Raw genomic sequence first — 20,664 nt, forward strand, 5'->3', positions numbered from 1 at the left:
TAAGAAAGAAATCTAAGAAAGCCGAAGTCCGATGAAGCTCAAATTCAAGGTTCAGCCGTACCAGACCAACGCCGTCGATGCCGTCGTCGATTGCTTCGCGGGCCAGCCCAAGAACGATAGCCTATCCTATCGGATCGATCCAGGTCGTAGGGCACAGACAAGTGCATTCGAAGAGGGGTTCAAGAACGCCGACTTTGCTCTCAGTGAGCCGCAGGTCTTGGAGAACATTCAAAAAGTTCAACGGCGCCAGAACTTGCCTCTGTCGCAATCCCTGACCGATTTCACCAGCTTCAACAACCGTGGTGAGCGCGTAGCCGTGGCTGGGGCTTACAAGAAGGACGCGCTTGCCGCGACCCGCGTCCACCTCGACGTAGAGATGGAAACCGGTACGGGCAAGACCTACTGCTACATCAAGACCATCTTCGAGATGAACAAGCGCTATGGCTGGTCAAAGTTCATCATTATGGTGCCGTCCATTGCGATCCGCGAGGGTGTCGCCAAATCACTGGAGATCACTGCCGACCATTTCACCGAAAGCTATGGCAAGAAGGCCCGGTTCTTTATCTACAATTCCAAGCGCCTTCATGAGCTGGAGAGCTTCTCGTCCGACGCCGGCATCAACGTGATGATCATCAATATCCAGGCGTTCAATGCGCGCGGTGCTGACAATCGCCGTATCTATGACGAGTTGGACGACTTCCAGTCGCGCAAGCCGATCGACGTCATCGCGTCAAATCGGCCCATCATCATTCTCGACGAACCGCAGAAGATGGAAGGCGCGGCGACGATGGAGGCGCTGCCTAAGTTCAAGCCGCTGATGATCTTGCGCTACTCGGCCACCCACAAGACGCAGCACAGCCGCATCCACCGGCTCGACGCACTCGATGCCTATAACCAGAAGCTGGTGAAAAAGATCGCCGTGCGCGGCATCCATACGCGCGGGATGGCCGGCACCAATGCCTACCTCTATCTCGAAGGCATTGATATATCCAAGAAGGCGCCGGTCGCCCGCATCGAACTGGAGGTAAAGCTGGCCTCCGGGGAGATCAAGCGGCAACTTCGGCGCCTGGAGTTTAAGGATGATCTTTTCTCCCGATCCAGCGGCCTTGATCAATATCACGGATTTACGATCAGCCAGATCGATGCCGTCAGCGAAACAGTCGAGTTCACGAATGGCGTCGTACTTAAGGCTGGAGAGGCCAATGGCAACGTCTCCGAGCGCGATATTCGCCGCATCCAGATCCGCGAGACCATCAAGGCGCATTTCGACAAGGAGAAGCAGCTCTTCTCTCGTGGCATCAAAGTGCTTTCGCTGTTCTTCATCGATGAAGTGGCGAAATACCGAGATTACGCTCAAGCAGACGAGAAGGGCGAGTATGCTCGCGTCTTCGAGGAGGAATACAAGCTTCTGAAGGAGGAATACCTGTCGGAACTGGCGATCGACAACGAGGCTTACCGGAAGTATCTGGCCGGTATCGACGCGGCGGCCACCCACAACGGTTATTTCTCGATCGATAAGAAAACCAACCGCCTGAGAGACCCGGACATTGCCAAGGCCGGCGATAACAAAGGGCAGTCCGAGGACCCGGACGCCTACGACCTCATCCTGAAAGACAAGGAACGGCTGCTGTCGTTCACTGAGCCCACGCGCTTTATCTTCTCGCACTCGGCATTGCGCGAGGGGTGGGACAACCCGAACGTCTTCGTGATGTGTATGCTGAAGCATAGCAACCACGAGATCTCACGTCGACAGGAAGTCGGCCGTGGACTGCGCTTGAGCGTCGATCAGAACGGCGATCGGATGGACAGCCCTGCAACGGTCCACGACATCAACGTCCTGACGGTCGTCGCCAGCGAGAGCTATAGGAACTTCGTCGACGCCTTGCAGAAGGAGATGATCGAAGCTCTCACGGCACGCCCGCGCCAGGCGAATGAAGAATATTTCAAGGGCAAGGTGCTGCAGACCGAGGACAGAGGCGTCGAGGTATCGCCGGACATGGCCGCAGGTATCGAGTTCTACCTGGTGCAGAACGGATATGTGGATCGGCAGAAGAACATCACCGAAAAGTACCAGAACGCCCGTCAAAGCGGTACGATTGCAGAACTGCCCGATGATTTGAAACCCTATACAGACCAGATCCTGGTCCTTGTCGATGGTGTCTTCAACGAACGGCAGTTGCCGAAGCTGCAGGATGACCGCCGTTCCAAGACCAATCCCCTGAACGACAACTTTCACCGTAAAGAGTTCCAGGAGCTTTGGGGCAGGATCAACCAAAAGGCCGTCTATCGGGTAGAGTTCGATCCTGGTGAGCTGGTCCGCAAGAGTGTCAGCGCGCTCGACAGTCACCTTCGCGTGACGCCGCTGCAGTATACCGTGACGAGCGGTATCCAACAGGACGGATTGACCTACGATGCGATCGGAGACGGCAAGAGTTTCCGCGAGAAAGAGCAGGCAACCTACCAGGCGCAAACCGTCACTTCACTGGTGAAGTACGATCTGCTTGCCAAGCTTGCCGAGGGCACGCAACTCACGCGGCATACAATCGCGGAGATCTTGTCGAAAATCCAGCCGGGGGTGTTTGCCCAATTCCAGCAGAACCCGGAACATTTCATCAGCGAGGCGTCCCGTCTGATCATCGAGCAGAAGGCGACGATGGTCATTGAGCGATTGACTTACGATGCCGTATCGGAGCGGTACGAGACGAATATCTTCACCGCGAGCCAGACCGTTCAAGACTTCTCCAGGGCGAGCGAGAAGCTGAAGAAGCACGTCTACGACTATGCCCTCCTCGATTCGGACACCGAGCGCAAATTCGTGGAGAAGTTGGATACGAGCAACGAAATCGTCGTCTACGCGAAACTTCCCAGAGGCTTCTCGATCCCCACGCCTGTCGGCGATTACAACCCGGATTGGGCGATCTCGTTCAAGGAAGGTTCGGTCCGACATATCTATTTCGTCGCTGAGACCAAGGGCACCTTGTCATCGCTGAAGTTGCGCGAATTTGAGAGCACGAAGATCGAATGTGCCCGCAGGTTCTTCGAGAAGATCGGAAACTCGATGACAACTGACCAGGTAAAGTATGACGTAGTCACCGATTACTCGCGGCTGATGGATGTTGTGAGGAGCGCGTGACGTCAGCTATCGAGGAGGTTGACCGTTGATCCCGGATTACCAGAGCCTAATGCTGCCTGTGCTGCGTCTCGCTGCCGTGGGTGAAACCCGCGTTGCTGACGTCGCCGAGCGCCTTGCCGATGACATGGGGTTGACCCCAGAGGAGCGCGACGAATTGTTGCCAAGCGGCCGCCAGCGCGTGCTCCACAATCGCATTCATTGGGCGAAGTTCTATATGAGCAAAGCCGGACTGATTGCCTCGCCAGCGCGGGGACGTTTCGTTGCGACAGAAAAGGGAAAGACACTTTTAGCGACCTCGCCGGAGCGTATCGACGTTGCTGTCCTTATGCGGCACCCTGAGTTTCGCGAGTTTTACAGGAATGAAGGTGGAGGCGCAGAGCAGGAGGCCTTCATCGCGAAGTCGCTCGATACCGCTTCATCCCGGACAACACCGGAGGAGCAGATCGACGCTGCCCACGCGGCACTGCAAGCAGCTCTCCGCGACGACCTGCTTCAGCGTATCATCGCCAACAGCCCGGCCTTCTTCGAGCAACTGATCGTCGACCTCCTGGTTGCCATGGGGTATGGCGGCAGCCACAAGGACGCTGCTGCCCAGCTCGGTCGCTCCGGCGACGGTGGTGTGGATGGCATCGTGAACGAGGATCGTCTCGGCCTCGATCGCATCTACGTCCAAGCCAAACGTTACGCGCCTGGCAATCCAGTTGGCCGACCGGATGTAAATGGGTTCGTCGGAAGTCTCGTCGGCCTCGGTGCCAGCAAGGGCGTATTCGTTACCACCTCCACGTTCAGTCAGCCGGCGCGTGATTACGTCAAGCATCTCGCTCAGCGGATCATTCTCATCGACGGCCAGGAACTGGGCTGTGTTCCGGCGTGCAAATTTGACCCCGTTGGCGGGGTAATCGGCGTCCAATTTTGCCCCCCCTCAGATTTCATCTGACCATCCGGCTTTTGACGGCGGATGGAGCGGGAGTTGAAGCGAGTGGATACGATTGCGCGTGTTCGACGGGCCTTCCATGTGCAGGGCTGGTCGGTGAAGAAGATTGTCCGGGAACTCCACGTGTCGCGCAACACGGTTCGCAAGATTCTGCGTTCCGACGAGACCGATTTTGCCTATGAACGCGAGCGACAACCGCTGCCGAGGGTCGGAGCCTGGAAGGCCGAGATCGAGCGGTTTCTGGTTGCCAATGAGGGCAAGCCGTCGCGTGAACGGCTAACGCTGATCCGGATTTACGAGGAGGTTCGGGCACTCGGCTACGATGGCAGTTATGACGCGATCCGGCGATACGCCAAGACCTGGGCGAAGAACCGGGGAGCCGTGACGGCGGAAGCCTATGTGCCCCTCTATTACGCGCCAGGAGAAGCCTACCAGTTCGACTGGAGCCACGAGATCATTCTGGTCAACGGGGTGACAACGACCGTGAAGGTCGCGCACGTCCGGCTCTGCCACAGCCGGATGATGTTCGCCCGAGCCTATATGCGTGAGAGCCAGGAGATGGTGTTCGATGCCCATGACAAGGCCTTCGCCTTCTTCCGTGGCACCTGCACGCGCGGCATCTACGATAACATGAAGACTGCGGTCGAGGCGGTGTTCGTCGGCAAGGAGCGACAATACAATCGCCGCTTCCTGCAGATGTGCAGCCACTATCTGGTCCATCCCGTTGCCTGCACGCCCGCATCCGGATGGGAGAAGGGACAGGTCGAGAACCAGGTCGGTCTCGTGCGCGAGCGCTTCTTCACGCCACGCCTACGGGTCAAAAGCCTGGAGGAGCTGAACGTCTGGCTGCTCGACAAATGCGTCGCCTACGCCAAGGCACACCGCCATCCCGAGCAGACCGAGCGGATGATCTGGCAGATTTTCGAGGAGGAGCGCGGCAGCCTGGTGCACTACGTTGGACCGTTCGATGGCTTCCACTGCGTTCCCGCCTCGGTGTCGAAGACCTGCACGGTCCGCTTCGACAACAACAAATACTCGGTCCTATCGACGGCGGTCGGCCGCCCTGTTGAGGTTCACGCCTATGCCGAGAAGATCGTCATCAGGCAGGACGGCGTGAACGTCGGTGAGCATCCTCGTTGCTTTGGCCGTGGCGAGGCGATCTACGATCCCTGGCATTACGTCCCTGTTCTGGCTCGTAAACCCGGTGCTTTGCGCAATGGTGCGCCGTTCCGGGAATGGGTCTTACCCGCAGCGATGGAGAAAGTGCGCCGGCGGCTGAAGAGCGTCCATGATGGTGATCGGCAGATGGTCACCATCCTCGGCTGTGTTCCCACCGACGGTCTGGCGGCTGTCGATGCTGCCTGCCAGGAGGCTTTGGATCACGGCGTCTGCTCAGCCTCGGTGATCATCAACATTCTGGCCCGCAGCCGTGATCCGGCTCCGGCCGCAACCCTGCAAACCCCGGATGCGCTGCGTCTGACCCATGAACCGGTCGCCGATTGCGCACGCTATGACAGCCTCAGGAGGGCAAGCTGATGGAACGCACGCAAGTTCTCGAACTGATGAGCACGCTGAAGCTCTATGGAATGCGCAGCGCCTACGACGAGGTCATGGGCAACGGCATCAAACGGCAGCACGAACCGCCGCGCATCGTCGGCGATCTCTTGCAATCGGAGATCGCCGAGAAGCAGGCACGCTCCATTCGCTACCAGCTCAGCATCGCCAAGCTGCCGCTCGCCAAGGACATCGATGACTTCGACTTCGCCGATACGCCCGTCAATGAATCCCTGGTGCGGGAGCTGGCAACCGGCACCTTCGTCGCCGATCAGCGCAATGTCGTTCTCGTCGGCGGCACGGGAACCGGAAAGAGCCACCTCGCCATCGCAATTGCCCGTGCGTTGATCCGCAACGGAACACGCGGGCGCTTCTTCAACGTCGTCGATCTGGTCAATCGGTTGGAAACGGAAACGCGTAGCGGCAAGCAAGGGCGGACGGCCGACTATCTCAACCGTCTCGACTTCATCATCCTCGACGAACTCGGATACCTGCCTTTCGCCCAGGCCGGAGGTCAGCTCCTGTTCCATCTGATCAGCAGGCTCTACGAGCGCACGTCGATCATCGTCACCACGAACCTGGCGTTCGGCGAATGGCCATCAGTGTTCGGGGACGCCAAAATGACGACAGCACTTCTGGACCGTCTGACCCATCATTGCGAGATTGTCGAAACCGGAAACGAGTCCTGGCGCTTCAAGAACCGCTCTCAAGGCTAAAGCCGAAGACGATCATCACCCGCACTTGGCCTACCCTCTGCAACCCCGGCCAGCGCCGGGCAGGCCAAGCGCTGATCTACACCACCAGGGGGGCAAAATTGGATGCCGATAAGGGGGGAATTTTGGACGCCGATTGACAGCTAGCTGTTCGCGTTCTCAAAGGCGCGCATGCGATGCTCGGCTTGCTGGCAACCGATCCACATTGGCGCAAAGAGAGCTGCGTTATCGCCAATGCGAACAACCTCATCAGAAGCGGCCAACGGGTCAGCCTCAGGCACCGATGCGCTCTGGTAAATGTTACAGTCCAGGCCTTAGACTGCACGTTGTGCGAATCGAGCATGCAACTCAATAGCGCTAGTCGGGGAGGGCAGAGGATTGGAGCCAGCATTTGGTTGGGTAAGTCTTATGCCCAAGGCTTTAGCTCGGGCCCGCGCGCAGCTGAACGAAAAAGGTCAAGGCATACGCGACGAAGTGGGTTTTCTACATCTCCACCAGCAATACGCTGACCGTTTCTTTCCAGGCACCTCGGTGTTGCACACCCGCCTACGATACGCGCTTTTCGTACCGTGGCAGTTTCTGGACCAATCTGGCAAATCTTCATCGAGCGCCCAAGATGCGATGAAGCGGGCTGAGATCGGCCTCGCAAAACGGCTGAAGAATAGTGGGGAACATGGTGTCATCGGCGGTCTCACGTGGCCTCGTTTGGCGGATCAACCGCCTTCCAGCACCTACTGGTCCGCTTTGGGCGCCTGGGGCATTTTGCGGCGCGACGGACGCAATCGCGTTCCAAACCGTGGGACCGTTCACACCCGCCTCTCTGCCTTACGTCCCACATTAGATGACGAGCACCGCCCGCTCATCGATGTCGAGGCGCCGTTCGTCGGTCTGCCCCACCCCCCCAAGAACTGGTCGGCCGATGCGCCTCTATCCTTCAATCTAAGAGACGTCGAGCGTGAGTTTCTCCGCGATCGATTAAGCAAAATCCCGGCGCCTGAGCCTTTCAAACACATGTCCCTTTTCAGTCAGCTGGCCCTCCACGAGATCGACCCACCGTCGTCTCTTTGGCATAAGACGATCATCCAACTTGCCGGTCCGGACGCTGCGCCTCTCAGGCGAGCGCGCGCGATGGCCGCCCTCGCCGCGATTGGTCGCGGTGTATATGCAGCCCTTGTCGAGGATCGCCGCGAGCATTTGGATCGTCGTGAGACGCCGCGGCTGCACCGCGCCCAACTTGAGCGGCTGCTCAAGGACCATGGCCCACGCGCGACCTCTGAGCTGAACAGCGCCAATCTACATCTGGTCGAGGATGATATCGGCCTCTTGCCGCCTCGACTTCGCACCTTGCTCGCTGAGACGCTGGATTGGGTCCACGAGGGAGCGACTGACCCGTCGGTTCTGGTCGACGCCTATGAAGCGGCTGAGGGCCGCAAAGGCTTGCGCTCACGACTACCCGATACCGCGAGCGCGCGAGCCCGACGCGCCGAGTGGGAATCCAGCGACCATCCCGTCGGCTACCCACTCCACTATCGCTGGGGCACGGTGAGCGGACTGCTGTCTGATCTTCGCGGGCCGCGTCCATGAGCGGAGCAGCGGCTTGGCAGGTGACCAGTTATCTGGACGCGCTGCGTCCACAACCGAGTTGGCAGGCGGACCTAGCGATCATCGCCTCGTATTCAGCCGATCCGATTTCAATCGTCGCGGCCTTGCTCGCCCTTGTGGGGCGCGACGATGAGGATCGTCCGGCTGCTCGTCGTGATCTCGCCGATGCGATCGAAGCTGCAAGGGACAAATTCCGAGTTGTCATTCAGAGGGGCCGCCTCGGTAAGATGGCGCGAACACCCCGTCTAACGGGGATCTTGGACCAGTTTTTGCGAGACGTCGCCTTCGACGAGCGCCACCAAAGCTGGCATCCTAAAACCGCTCTGGTGAAGGTCTCTTTAGATAAGCACGTCGAGTGGCGCTTGTGGATCGGCAGTCGCAACCTCACGGCCCAGGAGAACCGCGATCTCGGCTTTGTACTGGTCGCACGGCCCGGCGAACAGGGGCGCCGGATCCCGGGCATTGACAACATTGCTGCTGCTTTGGCCGAACGCGCAGTGCTTCCCGGCGTTTCAGCGCGCCGGCTAGTCGCTGAGATCGCCACACTCAAGTAGAAGGCTCCACCGGGCGTTCGGGTAGACCGCCTCCAAATCAGCACCGGGAAGAGCGAGTGGGCTTTGCCGAGCCTGCCCAAAGCAGTCGACGCGCTCACAGTTGTGAGCCCATTCTTGGATGCTGGCTTTCTTCGCCATGTGGCCAAGACCGCCTCACGTAGCGGGCGCCAACTGCTCTCGACTCGATTTGAAATCGAACGGCTCGCGGCGACCTGCCGAATATTCGGAGACTCTTTGGCGCTGGATGCGCCTGATTATCCGCCGAGCGCGTTTGAGTCATCGGATCTTGTCCATCCAACGCCCGCCTCTGCGGCAGAGGAGGGCGAGGAGCTCGGCCGCGGCCTGCACGCCAAACTCTTGCACATCCGCCAAGGCGATCGGCGACGTCTTTGGATGGGTAGCGCGAACGCTACTCAACGCGCCTGGTCCGGGCGCAACGTCGAGATCATCGCCGAGCTTTCCATCGACGAGTCGGTCGAGGCTGGCCTCATGAGCCTTGTCGCAGAGGCGCGGCCGATCCGGTGGGAAGACGGCACTGCGCTGAAAGATGTTGAGGCCCAGAAGGATGAGCTTGAACGCGCACGCGTCGAGGTTTCCGCTCATTGGAAGGGCGAGATCGTGTGGGACAAAGAAAGCATTCGATTGCGCCACTCATCCATTCTCCACCCTTCAGACACCCGCATCCACCTGGAGGCCGGGCTAATCACCGGCGGTTTGGAGACTTGGCCTGCCGGTGAAACCGAACTTGATCTCGGCCCCTACCAGACGGCGGACCTGACCGAACTTGTCCAGCTACGGCTGACATTGGGCGACGCAAGCTGCGAGTGGATCATGCAAGCGCCGGCCACGCCTCCGTTCGGCGCCGAGCGAGACCGAGCAGCCTTTATGAGTTCGATGGGCGCACGTGAGTTCTTGCTTTGGGTGGCTGACACCATGCGCGGCGCCTCTGCTCCGCCAGATGAACCGGATTGGACAAACGACGATCCCTCGCGAAGCCGGCCTACTAAGGCGCCGCCGACTTGGATGGCTGATTTGCCGACCCAAGAAGAGGTTTTCGCCACCTGGTCCCGGTCCCCCGTTATCTACAAAACGATTCAGCACCGAGTCAGCAGATATCTACCGGTGCTTCTCGAGCATACGCGAACCATGGATCCTGATGGCCACACGCAACTGCTGTTGTTCGCCCAGATGTGGGCCGTGTGCGAACAAGGTTTGGGGGCGCCGCTGTGAGGTTGGCGCGGGAGTTCCAGACCGCGACCGTGAACGCTGCGCTTGCCGCCTTCGCTACCAAAGGGAGCCGCCGCCGCTATCTGGTGGCCGATGAAGTCGGCTTGGGCAAAACCGTTGTCGCGCGCGATGTGGTTGAAGCATTAAGCCGTAAGGCCGGTCGCCCCTTGGTTGTCTACTACATTGCCAATGGCTCAGCGGTTGCTCACCAGAACAAACCTCGCCTCGTTGAGTTTCTTGAGAAAGCTGAGATGAAGAAGGCGGTTCGAACGCCAGACCGCCTTTCGCTGGTTGCGGTTAGTACGCCGCCAGACGCGTCGGTCGCCATATACGCCTTGTCGCCCGACACTTCGTTTCCGCGGAATAGTCGGTCGAGCCTGAGCGGAGGAAAGGCGGTCGAGCGCGCCTTCGTCGGTCAGTTGCTTCAAAGAGCCTACCCGTCCGTGCTTCCCAAGCTGCCGACGAACTTCCTTCAGCTGCAAGCGACCTCAGGATGGTATGGCGCCTTAGCGGTCGCGCGTAAACGGATCGACGATGCGCCGCCGGGTCTTGTCGCCCGGTATCGGGACGCGCTCCAACGAGAGTTCGCAGAACTGAAGATTTCGGGAGCGGCGCCATCCTTCGCCGGCCGCCTTGTCGATCTGGCTTTGCTCAATCAACGGGCTTTCATAGGTCGTCTTCGCCGGGCACTTTGCCTCGCGTGTCTGATCCATCAGCCGCCAGACATCATCATTTTGGACGAGTTTCAGAAGTATCGCGATCTACTTGAGCGCGAAGAGTCTGTCGATCCGCTGATGGCGCAGCTGTTGAAGGGCAACGGCAAGAGGCCGCCGGCGCTCCTGCTATTGTCGGCGACGCCTTACAGACTGTTTGCGTCGCGGTGGGAAGAAAGCCAGGGTGTTCAGGCCCACCGAGAGTTTTTCGAATTGGTCGATTTTCTGGCGGGCGACGAAGTCAAGGTCGAGGCGCAAGCGCGCTTCAAAGCCTTCGGCGATAATCTCCGGCTTCTTGTGCAGGCCCCCTCAGCAGAGCGCACGCCGCTTATCGTAGAGGCGGCCGCTTTACGAGACCAACTTCAGGCGCTTCTTTCGCCAGTGATCGGGCGGACGGAACGCGACGGCTTCACGCGTGGTCACGGCAACCTTGAACCGAACCTCCGTCGCCTGCCGGCCGCTTCAGAGGTCGCTGACGTCGCAGTTTATCGCCACCTCGTTCGCTCGAGCGAGCCGAAGCGCAAAGCGGACGCCTTAGCATACTGGTCCTCCGTGCCGCTACCGGCTCAGGCCCTCGGTCGGCGGTATGCAATTTCTCGGGATCGCATCTTCAAACCCATGCGCGGCTTGACAGCGTTGACGCGACGGCGGCGTGACCAGCTGGCCCCTGTAAAGTGGCCGGATGCGAAATTGAGGGCCTTGGCGGCTACAGCGCCGGCCGAGAAGCTCGCCCTGCCGTGGATCGCGCCGTCACTCCCATGGTGGGATTTGAGCGGTGCATGGGCTGAGCAAAACCAAGAGACCAAGCTTCTGTTGTTCAGCCGATTTAAGGCGACCCCACCAGCCGTCGCCAGCTTGTTGAGCTTCGGTGTCGAAGCGCGGTGGATCGACCGGCGCGGAGGTTATGAGAAGGCGTACGCTCGACGGAAGATTAAATTGTCAGGCCCGCCTGGTCCAGTTATGGCCGCCTTCCATCCCTCGATCTGGCTTATTCGAAACACCGACCCAGCGACCGCTCCCGATCTGTCTGGCGCGGGCGTGCGTCGCTGGGTGCGGAAGACGTTAAAAGAGGCGCTGCGTGCGCTCAGGATAGACGTCGTCCGCTCGAGCGTGAAAAAACGCAAGCGGCGTCGATCCATCGGCCGTGTTCTCTCCGGGATCGAGCAACGCGCCGGTTTGACCGAGCGCTCCGCAAATGCATGGGCGGTCGTTGTCGAGCATGACCGGATGGCCAAGACCTCTGTCCAGGCTTGGCGCGAGGCGGAGCCCGTGAACTGGATATCGCCCCGTGAACTCGAGGATCTCGTCACCTACGCCATCGCCGCGCCTGGCGTCATTGTCGGGCGGGCGCTGTGGCGTCACGCGGCAGACACGCTCAACATTGACACGTACCCTTGCGTGGTTCGACTGAGTTGGCAGGGCTTGCGCCCTTACCTCGACAATCCGATATTATTGTCTGCGATTGGTGGCGCCAGCGCCGTCGATGGTATCTTGGCGGCGACCTTCGCTGGGAATTTGGAGAGCGTGCTCGACGAGCACCTCTGGATCCGGAGTTCCTCCCAAGAAGGCGTCGAGGCGCTGGCCAAAGACCTGCAATCGTCGCTCCGTCTCGTCACCGGCGGTTTCAGCTTCCATGCGCTCGGCGAATCCGAGCGATTGCGCCTTCGCTGCCATGCCGCGATGCCATTTGGCGACGCTGAGGCGGCCCCGCCCCTTAAGGCTGGCGCCCCAGCCCCAGAGATTGAGGAGGATCTCGGTCCAGTCCGACCTGACGAGATCCGTCAGAGCTTCAACTCACCATTCTGGCCCTATATTCTAGCGACTACGTCTGTCGGCCAGGAGGGGCTAGATTTTCACACTTGGTGTTCGCGAGTGGTTCATTGGGATCTACCCTCCAATCCGCTCGACCTGGAGCAGCGGGAAGGACGGATCCAGCGCTATGGCGGCCTCTCCATTCGGCGTCGACTAGGTTCGGTGATGAGAGACGACGTGTTCGCCGATTGTAAGGCCGCAGCATCGCCCTGGCGTCGCCTCGCCAGCATCGCCGAGGCGCGATTGGCTGAGAAGGGGGGACTGAGCCCGTGGTGGATTCTACCCGAGGCACGAGTGACGCGCGAGGTATTTGACCGCCCCTTTGGCCGTGACGTTCATCGCTACCAGGTGCTTCGAGAGCAGCGCTTCCTATATCGGCTGGCGCTTGGTCAGCCGAACCAAGAAGACCTTCTTGAGATACTGGCCAAAAGTGATCCTGAGGTCCTCCCCGTACTCCAAGAGCTAACCCTCGACCTCTGCCCATTCCGCCTCGCGCAAAAAAAGGCTGCCAAGGCCGCTCCGAGCGGTAGAGGTGCGTAAGGGGCGGGCGACGTGGCCCACGTCCTACATGCTAAAAGTGATCTCAAGGCGGGCGCTAGAGGCGGAATGGACCGGAACGGTGGAGCGGAAAACTGTTCCGGTAGACCCAAGAGGCCGGAGTCTAAACCATTGATTTGTAATGGAAAAAGTAGACTGGCTGGGGAACCTGGATTCGAACCAAGATTAACGGAGTCAGAGTCCGTCGTTCTACCGTTGAACTATTCCCCAGCAGGGCGCGCCGGTGAATGCCCGGGCCGGTGTGCGGCGCTTATAAACAAAAGCGGACGGATTGCAAATACCGATTTCGAAAAAAAATCGACACTGCGTAGGCTTTCTCGTCTCAGGCGCGGAAAAGCTCAAAAGTCGGCTGATGACAGGGCGATGACGGGGGTCGGCAAAAAGCCGTTGGCGAAATCGCCACCGCCTGTTATCTTTGCACCAACGAAACAATCAGACGCCAGCGGCATACCTTCAAGAGGCCTTGCGCGGCGAGATGGACATATAAGTGATGGACCCCGATAGCGGCGCAAAGCCGCCGGAAGGCGGGGCGTCGGCGGTACCGCGCGGAGAGGGTAAATCCTCGAGGCGTCGGAAGGCGAAGCGGAACGGCAAACGTCGTGACGCGGCGCCTGTAACCAATTCGGAAGCGGTCGATTCGCCCGCCTCTGCCGGACGTCCCAACAGCCAGGAACCCAACCCGTCGGCGCGCAAGCGCAAGCGGCGCCGCGCGAAATCCGCGGGCGCCCAGCAGCCGGTACAGGGGGCGAACGCCGCACCCGCAGCACAGCAGATTCCGGTTCGTGCCGAGGGCGGGCAACAGCCGCACTCGGCCAAGTCGTCGTCGCGCAATCGGCGCAAGAAGAACAGAGGCGGTCGCGGCCTGCAGGGCCGGCCGCTGACACCTGCCAAGGTGGCGCCCGGTGTGGCCAAGGCTCCAGCGCCTGCTGGTTCGGGCCAGGTTTCCTCCAAGGATGTCCGCGGCAGGGCCGGAGCCGAAAGCCTGGGCGCAGAGCAGCGCGGCGAAAAATTCTCCTACGTCAACGATCTCTATGCGGCGCTCGACCTCGGCACCAACAATTGCCGCCTGCTGATCGCCCAGCCGACAAGGCCGGGCCAGTTTCGCGTCGTCGATGCGTTTTCGCGGATCGTCCGTCTCGGCGAAGGGCTCGGCACCAGCCGCCGGCTGTCGCAGGATGCCATGGACCGCGCCGTCGAGGCGTTGCGCATCTGCGCCACAAAGCTCGCCAACCGGCCGATCCGCCGCATGCGGCTGATCGCAACCGAAGCCTGCCGGGCTGCCGAGAACGGCGAGGAGTTTTTGGCCCGCGTCATCGCGGAAACCGGGCTGGAGCTGGAAATCATCGATCGCGAGACCGAGGCGCGGCTTGCGGTGTCGGGATGCTCGTCGCTGGTCGGCCGTGAGGCGCGCTCGGTCGTTCTCTTCGATATCGGCGGCGGGTCGTCGGAAATCGCCGTCATCCGCATCGATGACAGCCGGTCGAGCCGGCTTGCCAATCACATCACCCATTGGACCTCGCTTCCGGTCGGCGTCGTGACGCTGTCGGAACGGCATGGCGGGCGCGACGTGACGCCGGAAGTGTTCAGCGCCATGGTGACGGAAGTCGAAGGCATGCTGGCCGGTTTCGATTGCCCGCCGCTTGCCGCCTTCCGCCGTCAGGGCGCCGAGGATTTCCACCTGATCGGCACGTCGGGCACGGTCACCACGCTTGCCGGCGTGCATCTCGACCTGCCGCGCTACGACCGCCGCAAGGTCGATGGCCTGTGGCTGTCGGATGCGGAAGTCTCCGCCATGCAGGCAAAGCTGCTCTCCTGGGATTTTGCCGGCCGCGCCGCCAATCCCTGCATCGGTCCGGACCGGGCCGATCTGGTGCTGGCCGGCTGCGCCATTCTGGAGGCGATCCGTCGTCGCTGGCCGAGCCAGCGCATGCGGGTGGCCGACCGGGGCCTGCGCGAGGGCCTGCTGACGGATATGATGGCCGATGACGGCGTGTGGCGCCGGGTGCGGCCGCGCCGCCAGACGGGCAGTCAAGGTGCCGGTGGACAGGATGAGGCTGGAGCAAGGCGATGACGAAACCACCCTCAAAATCCCCGGGCAGCGGCAATCGCACCGGCCGCAAGCTCGGCCAGAAGGTCAAGAAGGGCAAGCTCAAGGCGTCGTCGCGGCGCTGGCTCGAGCGCCATATCAACGACCCCTACGTCCAGCGGGCCAAGCTCGAAGGATATCGCGCCCGCGCGGCCTTCAAGCTTCTGGAGATCGACGAGAAACATCAGATCCTCAAAGGCGCCCGCCGCATCATCGATCTGGGTGCCGCACCGGGAAGCTGGTCGCAGATCGCCGCCAATGTCACCGGTTCGACCGACGATGATATCCGCGTCGCGGCGATCGATTTCCTGGAAATGGCGCCGCTCGCCGGCGTCAAGATCCTGCAGCTCGACTTCCTCGATCCGGAAGCGCCGCGCCTGTTGATGGAAGCGATCGGCGGCACGCCGGACGTGGTCATCTCGGACATGGCGGCGCCGACCACCGGCCACCAGAAGACCGATCACCTGCGCACCATGCATCTGTGCGAGGTGGCGGCGTATTTCGCGGTCGAGGTGCTCGGCGAGGGCGGCCATTTCCTGGCCAAGACCTTCCAGGGCGGCACCGAACGCGACCTGCTCAACATGCTGAAGCAGAATTTCAAGCAGGTCGTCCACGTGAAGCCGGGCGCATCGCGCCAGGAATCGGTCGAGATGTTCCTGCTCGCCAAGCATTTCAAGGGCCGCAGGGCCGGCGAGACTGCCCCGGGTTCCGAGATGGAGGAGCCCGAGATGGAGGATGCGGACGTGGAATACGCCGAAGCCGAAGACTCCGACCTGGATGATCGGGCCTGATTACTCGCCGGCTTCCGGTTGAATCTTGGAGGCTCCGTGGCCAGAAACGGCGGCGCCCGTCATCGGGTCCAGTTTCAGCAGGGGCATGACCGCCAGAAGCGAAAGGGCGGCCACCAGGAAGAAAGCCAGGTGGAAGTCGAAGAGCTGCAGATGCGTGCCGGTGACCGCCGCCGACGCCTCGAGGATGAAGGCCGCAAAGGCGACGCCGAGCGCCATGCTGATCTGCTGCAGGACGGAGGCGATCGAGGTCGCCTGGCTCGCCTGTTCGTCGCTGATCTCGGAATAGCTGAGCGCGTTCGATCCGGTGAAGAAGAAGGAACGGCAGACGCCCGACATCAGCAGGAAGGCGATAATCAGCGCGTGGGAGGTTTCCGGCGTGAAAAAGCCGTTTGCCGCAGTGGTCGCCGCGCCGAGCACGCCCGCGACGATCAGCGTCATCTTGAACCCGGTCATCGCAAAGACGCGGCGGGCGGCGAATTTCACGATCAGCGCGCCGAGCGCGCCCGCAAACGTGATGAGGCCGGACTGGAAAGGGTTGAGGCCGAAACCGAGCTGCAGCATCAGCGGCATCAGGAATGGAATGGCGCCTGTCGAGATGCGGAACAGCGTTCCGCTGCTGCTGGCGGCCCGGAACGCATCGTCCTTGAAGAGCCGCAGGTTGAGGATCGGGGCGGGGTGGCTGCGCGCATGGACGACATAGGCGACGCCGGCCGCGAGCCCCAATGCCGTCGCCGTGATGCCGGCGGCCGGCGGTAGCGCCGGAAGGCCGACGACCGAAAGTCCGAACACCGTACCGGCGGCGGTAACAGAGGTCAGGAAGAACCCCCACCAGTCGATCGAAGGAGGATTGGTGGTCTCGATTTCCGGCAGGAAGATGGTCGCAAGATAGATGCCGAGCACGCCGACCGGCACGTTGATCAGGAAGATCCAGTGCCAGGTGAAATAGGTGGTGATGAAACCGCCGATCGGCGGGCCGGTGAGGGGCCCGACCAGCGCCGGAATGGTGAGCAGCGCCATGGCCGAGACGAGCTCGCTGCGTTTCGTGGTGCGCAAGAGAACCAGGCGGGCAACCGGCGTCATCATGGCTCCGCCCATGCCCTGCAGGAAGCGCGACAGCACGAACTGGAGGAGATCGGAGGAGAACGCGCAGCAGATCGAGCCGATGACAAAGACGAAGATCGCGACGCGAAAGATCTTCTTGGCACCGAAGCGGTCCGCCATCCAGCCGCTGATCGGGATGAACATGGCGAGCGCCACCATGTAGGAGGTCAGCGCCAGTTTGAGCGTGATCGGGCCGACATTGAGGTCGGCGGCGATCGCCGGAAGTGCGGTCGCAATGACGGTGGAGTCCATCTGCTCCATGAAAAGGGCGACGGCGAGTATGAGCGGAACGATGCGGTTCATGGGGAGCCTGCAATGGCGGGAATTGGCCCGTCCATAGACCTCTTGGTCCCGTCTGCCAATTGCGGAATCTCACCATTTCCGATTTTGGGTCACGTCTGCGTGAGATCGGATTTCCTCGGCAGGGAGCGCGGTTATGTTCCACCGGATAGGACCCGATTTTGACGGTCCGGCCCAATTCCAGGAGGCAGCGACATCATGACGAATTCAGGTATCGGACGGCGCACCCTTATCGGCACAGCCGGTTTGGGCATTCTCGCTGCTCCGGCGATCATCAATGCCGGGGCTTTCGCCCAGGAGACGCAGAAGCTGGCTATCGATCATGTGATCCCGCCGGATATCCACAAATTCAAGCTCGGCGGTTTCCAGGTTCTGGCGGTGAAGGACGGTGCACGCCCCTCCGGTGCTCCCGGCGAAACCTTCGGCCTCAACCAGCCGCCCGAAACGCTTGCAGCGCTGCTGACCCAGAACTTTCTGCCGACGGAGCAGTTCGTCAACAGCTTCTCACCGACGCTGATCGATACCGGCAGCAACGTGATCCTGTTCGATACCGGCCTCGGCAAACCGGGCCGCGCCCAGGGCGTCGGACGCCTGATCGAAGGTTTGGCAGCCGCTGGCTACATGCCGGAGGATATCTCGATCGTCGTCATCACCCACATGCATGGCGACCATATCGGCGGCCTCATGGAAGACGGCAAGCCGGCCTTCCCGAAAGCCCGTTACATCACGGGCCAGGTGGAATACGACTTCTGGACCGATGCCGCCCGCGCCGGCACGCCCGCAGAGGGCAACCAGAAGAGCGTGCTCGCCAATGTGAAGCCGCTTGCCGAAAAGATGACCTTCCTGAAGGATGGCGGCGAAGTCGTCTCCGGCATCACCGCCATGTTGGCGCCGGGCCATACGCCCGGCATGCTGAATTTCAATGTCGAATCGCAAGGCAAGCGCCTGATCCTCGCCGCCGATACGGTCAACCACTACGTCCTGTCGCTTCAGCGTCCCGAATGGGAGGTACGTTTCGACATGGACAAGGCGCAGGGGGCGGCCACCCGCAAGAAGGTCCTCGACATGGTCGCCACGGACAAGGTCGCTTTCCTCGGCTATCACATGCCCTTCCCGGCGGTCGGTTTCGTCGAAAAGCAGGGCACCAGCTACCGGTTCGTGCCGAAGACCTATCAGTTCGACATCTGATTGTTGTTGAAAAGCGATCAAAACCCGGGAGAAGCCTCTCTCGGGTTTTTGCTATTCCCTTCTTGTCATGAACGTGTTACCAGCCCTCGCCAACTTCCAAGCAATTGTTGCAGGAGCGTCGGGACGTATAGAGTCGTTCCTGAGCGCATCCCGCATTTTCTAGATCGAAGGAATTTGGCAATGGCACGCATCATTGAAACCGCAACCGGCGCGGACGCGCTTACCTTCGACGACGTGCTCCTGCAGCCCGGCCATTCCGAAGTCATGCCGGGCCAGACGAATATCGCCACGACCATCGCCCAGGATATCGACCTCAACCTGCCGATCATCTCCTCGGCCATGGATACGGTGACCGAAAGCCGGCTCGCCATCGCCATGTCGCAGGCAGGCGGCATCGGCGTCATCCACCGCAACCTGACCCCGATCGAACAGGCCGAACAGGTCCGCCAGGTCAAGAAGTTCGAAAGCGGCATGGTCGTCAACCCGGTGACGATAGGCCCTGATGCGACGCTTGCCGACGCGCTGTCGTTGATGAAGTCCTACAGCATTTCCGGCATTCCGGTCGTCGAAAACGGCGGCGGTCACGTTCCGGGCCGGCTGGTCGGTATTCTCACCAACCGTGACGTCCGGTTCGCCTCGGATCCGGCTCAGAAGATCTATGAGCTGATGACCCGCGAGAACCTGATCACCGTCAAGGAAAGCAGCGTCGATCAGACCGAGGCCAAGCGCCTTCTTCACAAGCATCGCATCGAGAAGCTGCTGGTCGTCGATGGCGAAGGCCGCTGCGTCGGTCTCATCACCGTCAAGGATATCGAAAAGACCCAGCTCAACCCGAACGCCTCGAAGGATGCGCAAGGGCGCCTGCGGGCGGCCGCTGCGATCAGCGTCGGCGACGATGGTTTCGAGCGTGCCGAACGTCTCATCGAGGCCGGCGTCGATCTGCTGGTCGTCGATACGGCCCACGGCCATTCGCAGCGCGTGCTCGACGCCGTCGCCCGCGTCAAGCGCATCTCCAACCACGTACGTGTCATGGCCGGCAATGTCGCGACCTCCGACGGTACCAAGGCGCTGATCGATGCCGGTGCGGATGCGGTCAAGGTCGGTATCGGCCCGGGCTCGATCTGCACTACCCGCATCGTCGCCGGCGTCGGCGTGCCGCAGCTTGCAGCGATCATGTCGGCCGTCGAAGCCGCGCGCGCCCAGAACATTCCCGTCATCGCCGATGGCGGCATCAAGTTCTCGGGCGACCTCGCCAAGGCGATTGCCGCTGGCGCTTCCGCGGTGATGATCGGCTCGCTGCTCGCCGGCACGGACGAAAGCCCGGGCGAAGTCTATCTTTACCAGGGCCGCTCGTTCAAAGCCTATCGCGGCATGGGCTCGGTTGGCGCCATGGCGCGGGGTTCCGCCGACCGTTACTTCCAGGCGGAAGTGCGCGATACGCTGAAGCTGGTTCCCGAAGGCATCGAAGGCCAGGTCCCCTACAAGGGTCCGGTTTCGGGTGTGCTGCATCAGCTTGGCGGCGGCCTGAAGGCGGCCATGGGTTATGTCGGCGGCGCCAATCTCAAGGAATTCCAGGAGCGCGCCACCTTCGTGCGCATCTCCGGCGCGGGCCTGCGCGAAAGCCATGCGCATGACGTAACGATCACCCGCGAGAGCCCCAACTATCCGGGTGCCGGCGCCTGACGTTTCTGATCGGAGGAGGTCGCGTGCCTCCTCCTCAATCTCGGAAATAGTTGGTTGGATGCCTGCGACCTTGGTGGCCTGCAGGCAGCGGTGAGACTGTGGCGCCGCTCGGACGGCGCGTGCCATTGTGCATCGGAGAACCCGTGTTACTGGGTCCCCCTGACGAGTGAGGAGAACCGATGCTTTCCACCGACGCGACGCTCTGGCCGATGATAGCGCATGCCGCGCTGGTCTTCTTTCTCTACTGGCTCCTGTCGAAGAAACGGTACATGGCTGTGAAGTCCGGCAGCGCCGAGGCCGGTCAGTTCCGTGAAAACCGGGAGGAGCCGCGCGAAAGCCTGGTTGTCCACAACAACCTCAAGAACCAGTTCGAGCTACCGATCCTGTTCTACGCCGTTTGCCTCGTCCTTTATGTATCGACTGCAGACAATTGGGGCTCGGTTGCTCTTGCCTGGATATTCGTGCTTTCCCGCTATGCGCATTCCTACGTGCATCTCACCAGCAACCGGCTCCGCTATCGCCGCCCGATCTTCATGGTCGGCTTTTTTGCGGTGATGGCAATGTGGGCCTGGCTCGCGGCCTGGCTGGTTTTGAACTAGCCTGGCCAGCGCCAGATGGGTTCCAAAGCCGGCGCCCGCCTCGACCTTCGCACCCGTGCCGATGCCGGCGGAGTCACGAAACAGAGCGGCGCTTGCGGCTTCCGCCACAACTCTGG

13 protein-coding genes, 1 tRNA gene and 1 pseudogene are annotated in these 20,664 nt (G+C 61.1%); 13 read left to right on the forward strand and 2 right to left on the reverse strand.

Annotated elements, in window-relative coordinates:
• Nucleotides 1-31 precede the first annotated feature (31 nt).
• The 8 genes and pseudogenes from LZK81_RS04210 (at nucleotide 32) to LZK81_RS04245 (ending at nucleotide 12,782) form a co-directional block, all read left to right on the forward strand.
• Nucleotides 32-3,133, forward strand: a complete 3,102-nt coding sequence (locus LZK81_RS04210; RefSeq protein ID WP_233955280.1) for a type III restriction-modification system endonuclease — start codon at nucleotides 32-34, stop codon at nucleotides 3,131-3,133.
• 25 nt (nucleotides 3,134-3,158) lie between these two features.
• Nucleotides 3,159-4,070, forward strand: a complete 912-nt coding sequence (locus tag LZK81_RS04215) for a restriction endonuclease (RefSeq protein ID WP_233955281.1) — start codon at nucleotides 3,159-3,161, stop codon at nucleotides 4,068-4,070.
• A gap of 33 nt (nucleotides 4,071-4,103) precedes the next feature.
• Nucleotides 4,104-5,597 (forward strand): annotated as a pseudogene (gene istA / locus LZK81_RS04220) (IS21 family transposase); the annotation flags it as partial.
• Between the two features lie 5 nt (nucleotides 5,598-5,602).
• Nucleotides 5,603-6,337, forward strand: a complete 735-nt coding sequence (gene istB / locus LZK81_RS04225) for an IS21-like element helper ATPase IstB (protein WP_046611191.1) — start codon at nucleotides 5,603-5,605, stop codon at nucleotides 6,335-6,337.
• A gap of 405 nt (nucleotides 6,338-6,742) precedes the next feature.
• Nucleotides 6,743-7,918, forward strand: coding sequence for a DUF6361 family protein (locus LZK81_RS04230; protein ID WP_233955282.1), 1,176 nt, complete (start codon nucleotides 6,743-6,745; stop codon nucleotides 7,916-7,918).
• Complete coding sequence (locus LZK81_RS04235) at nucleotides 7,915-8,490, forward strand: hypothetical protein (RefSeq protein ID WP_233955284.1); 576 nt, start codon at nucleotides 7,915-7,917, stop codon at nucleotides 8,488-8,490. Before LZK81_RS04230 ends, LZK81_RS04235 begins: the two co-directional genes overlap by 4 nt.
• Before the next feature lie 114 nt (nucleotides 8,491-8,604).
• Nucleotides 8,605-9,720, forward strand: coding sequence for a phospholipase D family protein (locus tag LZK81_RS04240; RefSeq protein ID WP_233955285.1), 1,116 nt, complete (start codon nucleotides 8,605-8,607; stop codon nucleotides 9,718-9,720).
• 29 nt (nucleotides 9,721-9,749) lie between these two features.
• Nucleotides 9,750-12,782: a helicase-related protein gene (locus LZK81_RS04245; RefSeq protein WP_233955286.1), complete on the forward strand. Its 3,033-nt coding sequence runs from the start codon at nucleotides 9,750-9,752 to the stop codon at nucleotides 12,780-12,782.
• A gap of 154 nt (nucleotides 12,783-12,936) precedes the next feature.
• Here the strand turns inward: LZK81_RS04245 and LZK81_RS04250 are convergent.
• Nucleotides 12,937-13,010, reverse strand: a tRNA-Gln gene (locus LZK81_RS04250).
• A gap of 277 nt (nucleotides 13,011-13,287) precedes the next feature.
• Here LZK81_RS04250 and LZK81_RS04255 point away from each other — a divergent pair.
• Nucleotides 13,288-14,871: a Ppx/GppA phosphatase family protein gene (locus LZK81_RS04255; protein WP_233955287.1), complete on the forward strand. Its 1,584-nt coding sequence runs from the start codon at nucleotides 13,288-13,290 to the stop codon at nucleotides 14,869-14,871.
• Nucleotides 14,868-15,677 carry an RlmE family RNA methyltransferase gene (locus LZK81_RS04260; RefSeq protein ID WP_233955288.1) on the forward strand — a complete coding sequence of 270 codons (810 nt, stop codon included), beginning with the start codon at nucleotides 14,868-14,870 and terminating at the stop codon, nucleotides 15,675-15,677. The genes LZK81_RS04255 and LZK81_RS04260 overlap by 4 nt, the downstream gene beginning before the upstream one ends.
• Here LZK81_RS04260 and LZK81_RS04265 read toward each other — a convergent pair whose 3' ends face one another.
• Nucleotides 15,678-17,081, reverse strand: a complete 1,404-nt coding sequence (locus LZK81_RS04265; protein WP_233955289.1) for a DHA2 family efflux MFS transporter permease subunit — start codon at nucleotides 17,079-17,081, stop codon at nucleotides 15,678-15,680.
• Between the two features lie 195 nt (nucleotides 17,082-17,276).
• Here LZK81_RS04265 and LZK81_RS04270 point away from each other — a divergent pair, with 195 nt between their 5' ends.
• The 3 genes from LZK81_RS04270 to LZK81_RS04280 all read left to right on the forward strand — a co-directional run bounded on the left by LZK81_RS04270 (nucleotide 17,277) and on the right by LZK81_RS04280 (nucleotide 20,548).
• Nucleotides 17,277-18,266 (forward strand): MBL fold metallo-hydrolase, encoded by a 990-nt coding sequence (locus LZK81_RS04270; RefSeq protein ID WP_233955290.1) that lies wholly within the window; start codon nucleotides 17,277-17,279, stop codon nucleotides 18,264-18,266.
• A gap of 180 nt (nucleotides 18,267-18,446) precedes the next feature.
• Nucleotides 18,447-19,949 (forward strand): IMP dehydrogenase, encoded by a 1,503-nt coding sequence (guaB, locus tag LZK81_RS04275; RefSeq protein ID WP_046603338.1) that lies wholly within the window; start codon nucleotides 18,447-18,449, stop codon nucleotides 19,947-19,949.
• A 179-nt stretch (nucleotides 19,950-20,128) separates the two neighbouring features.
• Nucleotides 20,129-20,548, forward strand: a complete 420-nt coding sequence (locus LZK81_RS04280; protein WP_046603339.1) for an MAPEG family protein — start codon at nucleotides 20,129-20,131, stop codon at nucleotides 20,546-20,548.
• Nucleotides 20,549-20,664: the final 116 nt, after the last annotated feature.

This window comes from Neorhizobium galegae (assembly GCF_021391675.1).
Classification (GTDB): domain Bacteria; phylum Pseudomonadota; class Alphaproteobacteria; order Rhizobiales; family Rhizobiaceae; genus Neorhizobium; species Neorhizobium galegae_B.